Below are 4,154 nucleotides of genomic sequence, written 5' to 3' on the forward strand. Positions count from 1 at the left end.
CCCGGTGACCCCTTCGCTCCTCCCGCAGGACCCCGCCGCCCCGGCCGGGTGGCCGGGGCGGCGGGGTCCTGCGGGAGGAGCGAAGGGGTCACCGGGCGCCTCCGACGGGTGTGGTGGTGCCGCAGCCGAGACACATCACCTGCTGGTCCCCGAGGTCCTGGTGCGGGCTCTCCCAGTCCGGGCACACGGGGCAGCACAGCCACAGCTCGGCGTCGGCGGCCCAGACCGCATGGTCAGCGCGAGCGCGGTATCGGCGGCGGAGGTACCGGGCCCCGGCGACGAGCGCGATGCCACCGCCGAGCACGGCCACCTGGGCGAACACCAAGAGCGCCGTCATGACGCCGTCCTCGGGCGCGGGATGAGCGGCCACTCCCCGCGCACGCTCGCGGCCTGGTGCTCCTTGCCGGGGGTACGGGCGAAGTGCTCCCGCAGCCCTTCGGCTTGCTCGGCAGCCCACGTCACCTGCAGGTTGTGCAATTCGCGTAGGTCGGCGTCCCCGATGTTCGGGTGCTGGGTGCCGATGCGCCAGGCCACTCGGCAGGCGGCGATGGCGTCGCCGTCGGCGGAGTGCGCGCCGTCCAGGGCGACCTGGTAGTGGTCGCACAGGGCGGACAGGGTGCGCTTCCCGCGCCGGTAGCGGTCGACCTGCTTGTCCAGGACCCGCGGGTCCACGATGAGCGGCGTGGTGGCGGCCCACGGCGCGGGGACGCCGTGCCGCGTGCACTCGCGGTCGAGCATGGTCAGATCGAAGCTCGCGTTCATGGCCACGATCGGGATCCCGTCCCAGACGGCCCGGGTGAGCGCGGTGGTCACCTGCTCGACCACTTCGGCGGCCGGGCGCCCCTCGGCGCGGGCCCGCTCGGTGGTGATGCCATGCACGGCCGCGGCGCCCTCGGAGATCTCGATCCCGGGGTCCGCGAGCCAGGTTGCGGACGTGGTGGGCTGGCCGCCGCGGCACTGCACGACGCAGGCGGTAACGATGCGGTCGGACTCGACGTCGACCCCGGTGGTCTCCAGGTCGAAGCCACACAGACGGCCGGAGTGCCAGGAGGTCACGCGGCACCACCGCCGGGCTGTGCGACGGTCGGCCAGTCTCCGGCGCCCTCGTCCACGAACTCCGCTTCGACCGGGCCCTCCTCCTCTGCGGCCGGGTCAGCCTGCGGCTGAGGAACGCCGGCCGGGACCGGGAGCGGGGTGGTCTCGGCGGCGACCTCGGCCTGCGCCCGCAGCTGCTCACGCATGTACTCGGCGCTCGTGGGGACCCACTTGGTGAGCCGGTGCGCGGCCGTCTTCATCCACATGGCCTCTTCGTGCTTCTGCCATGGGGAGTACGGGGAGTCGGCCCCCTGCGACATGGCCTTGGCCGCCATCACCTGGGACCGGTTGAGCACGATGACCTTGCTGGTGGCACCGTCCTTCATCACCGCGTACGCGTACACGAGCCGGAGCGGGCCCCGGTCGTCCGCGTCCCAGTCGATCTCATGGTGCGGGCGCTCGTCCCGGCCCGGCGAGTACCAGAATGCATCCCGCCCGCGGACGACCTCCACGATCACGGAGGAGACGGCACCGGCCCGGTAGATCAGCTCGATCTCGCCCTGGTAGCCCCGGATGCCCTGGACCTCCAGGCGGCCCTTCTGCTTGCGGGGCACCAGGTAGAACTGCTCCGTGCCCGGGGTGAGCCCGAGCTGCGCGGCGTCCATCAGCGCGCCCATCAGCGCGGCCGGGTTGTTCTGGGCGGCCTGGGCGAGATTGCGGTCACGCCGCAGCACGCCGACGGCGAGCCGGACGAAAGTGTCGGGCTTGAGATGGGACGGCATCACCATGGCCAGATCGGACTTATAGTGCTCGACCATGGCCCCAGGCCCGTTGTCCCGAACGGCGACGGCATTGGAGACGGTCTCGGTCATCGGGCATTCCTCCGGGTACGGGCGGGGAGAAGCTGGAAGGTACGGCCAGCGCGGACGGTGCGGGTGGCGACGCGGCCGCCGTCGCAGGTGGCGCGGCGTGCGGTGCCGATGGCGTCGAGCAGCGCGGCCTTGCAGGCGGTCAGCTCGTCCTCGGCGCCCCACGCGGCATCCTGCGCGGCGTGGAAGCGGGCGCGGAGCGATGGCGGGATCTCCACGTCGACGTCGTCCAGCCCCTCGGGCAGCGCACGCACGGCCTGATAAGTGGCCGCGTGTCCGTCGATGGCGGGACGTTCGTCCGCGGCCAGCGACTGCATGAACGTCTGCGCGGCCAACCGCATCAAGTGCGCCTCGTCGGGGTCGTACTCAACGAGGTACTCGCGGTAGTCAGCCCCGGCGATGAGCACCGCGACGCGGCAGGTGTCGAGGCCGAAGACATCCAGGTACCACAGGCACTGCGCGCGGTAGTGCACGGGGATGTCGTCGGTGTTCTCCTCGCCCCACCCCTCCGCGTCCCGGGCGGTCTTGGCCTCCAGCAGCGCCCCGGGCCCGTCGTCGGGGCCGATGCCGGGTCCGATGAGGAGCCGGTCCGGGTTTGCGATCTGCCACGGTCGACCGGCCGCGGCGAAAGTGGGCGCGGTCTGCACCAGCCATTCGGGGTGCCTGCGGGCGAACTCGCCGCAGATAGCGGGCTCGTGGAGACGGCCCCAGTACATGACGTCGGTCTCCTCGACCGGCGCGATCAGTCCCTTCTTCCGGTGCCACAGCGAGAACCGCGACTCGTGCGGGGAGATGCCGAGGACAGCGGCGATCTCGGAGCCGCCGATGCCGTGGGCTCGGGCGGTGTGCCATTCAGCGCTGCCGGGGGCGAACCGTCCGAGGACGATCGGCCCGGCGGCCGGGGCCGAAGCCCCGGCGAGCACGGTGTCCGACATCAGGCATCACCACCAGCGGGCTCGCCGTTGATGGCCCGGCGCCACTCGGCCCACTCAAGGCCCGACATGCCCGGCTCGCAGCCGTCCACCGGCGCCTGCATCGCGGTCGCAGCAGCCAGCGCGAGCGTGGCGTGCACCTGCGCCTCGGCAGCCACCGCAGCCCCGGCCACCGGGTCCGGCTCGGAGCCCCGGGTGAGGCACCGAGCCATCGTGGCGAGGCGCTCGGCTTCGCGGTAGTGATCGGGTCCGGTCATCGCTCGTCATCCCCCGTCTGCTCGGTGTCGGTCATCTCGGTCCAGCCGTCGGCCTGGTCCTCGTCACGGAAGAAGCCACGCCACGTCGATCCCGGGGCGCCGCTGCGGCTCCAGCCGATCGCGCGGAGCGTCCCGCGCGCGGGGTGCCGGGTGACGTGCTCGACGCGGAACACGGCCGTGAGCTCTGGTGCGGTGTAGCCGTCCTGGCGGTAGACGTAGGTGCGGCCGGGCCGGAAGAAGCCATCGGAATCCTCGGGCTCTTCCTGCTCGGCGTCGGCCTGCCCAGGAGCGGTGAGCTGGCCCCTGTTCGCCTCGGCCGCGAGGCGATACGTCGCGCACACCCGCTCGACGTCCCGGAGCACGTCGACGTCGTCGTCCTCGGCCCGGTAGTAGCCGAGCGCGGCCGAGGCGAGTTCGCCGAGGAACTCGCGCAACTCGTCGTTGTCCAGCCACGGGAGCCAGGGCAGGCCATACGACGTCACGACGGCCCCGGCGTTCTCGGTGTCGGGGAGCAGCCAGCGCGCGACCTTTACCCGGTCGCGCGCATCGAGCTGGAGCGCGACCGGCCGCCCACCCCGGGCGATAGCTCCGATTGTGAGGACCTGGTCCCCTTCCGGTTCGGGCTCGATCGCCGCGTCGAACCGATCGACGATCAGTGGCGGCGGCGTCTCCTCGTCACGCTCGGCGGTGTCGGCCAGGCGGCGGAGGTGGGTAGCGAGGATGTCGAGCACGTTGTTCACGTGCTCCTGGGCGTCGCCGATCGGCTGCGAGATGCGGTTGCCCGCGACCGCGTCGGCCGCCTCGCGCAGCACCTCGGCTCGGTGGGCTGCGAGAGTCCGGCCGGCGACAGCAGCGGCCTCGTCGATCGACAGGCCAGCACGGCGGGCCAGCACGGCGATATCCTGGCGCGCGCTCACCGGCGCTCACCGCCCCTCGGGCGCGGCACCGCCACCTGCCCACGCGCCCGCGCGAAGCAGGGGTGCCGCAGTGTCGCCAGCAGCCGCTGGCACAGCGGGCACGACCGTGGGTCGTGACGCTCGTTCACGCCGCCCACCCCCGCC

The 4,154-nt window shown here is 72.7% G+C and carries 6 protein-coding genes; all 6 read right to left on the reverse strand.

All coding sequences use genetic code 11. The features are described from left to right. Positions 1-88: 88 nt before the first annotated feature. The 6 genes from G5C65_RS32495 to G5C65_RS32520 are packed head-to-tail and all read right to left on the reverse strand — an operon-like array spanning position 89 to position 4,010. Positions 89-337, reverse strand: a complete 249-nt coding sequence (locus tag G5C65_RS32495) for a hypothetical protein (protein WP_165302632.1) — start codon at positions 335-337, stop codon at positions 89-91. Then, a complete protein-coding gene (locus tag G5C65_RS32500; RefSeq protein ID WP_165302634.1) occupies positions 334-1,056 on the reverse strand; it encodes an exonuclease domain-containing protein in 723 nt (240 codons plus the stop codon). The genes G5C65_RS32495 and G5C65_RS32500 overlap by 4 nt, the downstream gene beginning before the upstream one ends. Then, the gene (locus G5C65_RS32505; RefSeq protein ID WP_165302636.1) at positions 1,053-1,907 is read right to left on the reverse strand and encodes a recombinase RecT; all 855 of its coding nucleotides are present in this window, start codon (positions 1,905-1,907) and stop codon (positions 1,053-1,055) included. The genes G5C65_RS32500 and G5C65_RS32505 overlap by 4 nt, the downstream gene beginning before the upstream one ends. Continuing rightward, positions 1,904-2,839 carry a YqaJ viral recombinase family nuclease gene (locus G5C65_RS32510; protein ID WP_165302638.1) on the reverse strand — a complete coding sequence of 312 codons (936 nt, stop codon included), beginning with the start codon at positions 2,837-2,839 and terminating at the stop codon, positions 1,904-1,906. The genes G5C65_RS32505 and G5C65_RS32510 overlap by 4 nt, the downstream gene beginning before the upstream one ends. Beyond that, complete coding sequence (locus G5C65_RS32515) at positions 2,839-3,093, reverse strand: hypothetical protein (protein ID WP_165302630.1); 255 nt, start codon at positions 3,091-3,093, stop codon at positions 2,839-2,841. The genes G5C65_RS32510 and G5C65_RS32515 overlap by 1 nt, the downstream gene beginning before the upstream one ends. Further along, positions 3,090-4,010 (reverse strand): hypothetical protein, encoded by a 921-nt coding sequence (locus G5C65_RS32520; protein ID WP_165302640.1) that lies wholly within the window; start codon positions 4,008-4,010, stop codon positions 3,090-3,092. Before G5C65_RS32520 ends, G5C65_RS32515 begins: the two co-directional genes overlap by 4 nt. Between the last annotated feature and the right edge of the window lie 144 nt (positions 4,011-4,154).

This window comes from Streptomyces boncukensis (genome assembly GCF_011045075.1).
In the GTDB taxonomy this organism is placed as follows: Bacteria; Actinomycetota; Actinomycetes; order Streptomycetales; family Streptomycetaceae; genus Streptomyces; species Streptomyces boncukensis.

What these genes read in the sequence shown, in the direction of transcription:
- G5C65_RS32495 (WP_165302632.1), bottom strand. Translation starts at nt 337, where the DNA reads ATGACGGCGCTCTTGGTGTTCGCCCAGGTGGCCGTGCTCGGCGGTGGC.
- G5C65_RS32505 (WP_165302636.1), bottom strand. Translation starts at nt 1,907, where the DNA reads ATGACCGAGACCGTCTCCAATGCCGTCGCCGTTCGGGACAACGGGCCT.
- G5C65_RS32510 (WP_165302638.1), bottom strand. Translation starts at nt 2,839, where the DNA reads ATGTCGGACACCGTGCTCGCCGGGGCTTCGGCCCCGGCCGCCGGGCCG.
- G5C65_RS32515 (WP_165302630.1), bottom strand. Translation starts at nt 3,093, where the DNA reads ATGACCGGACCCGATCACTACCGCGAAGCCGAGCGCCTCGCCACGATG.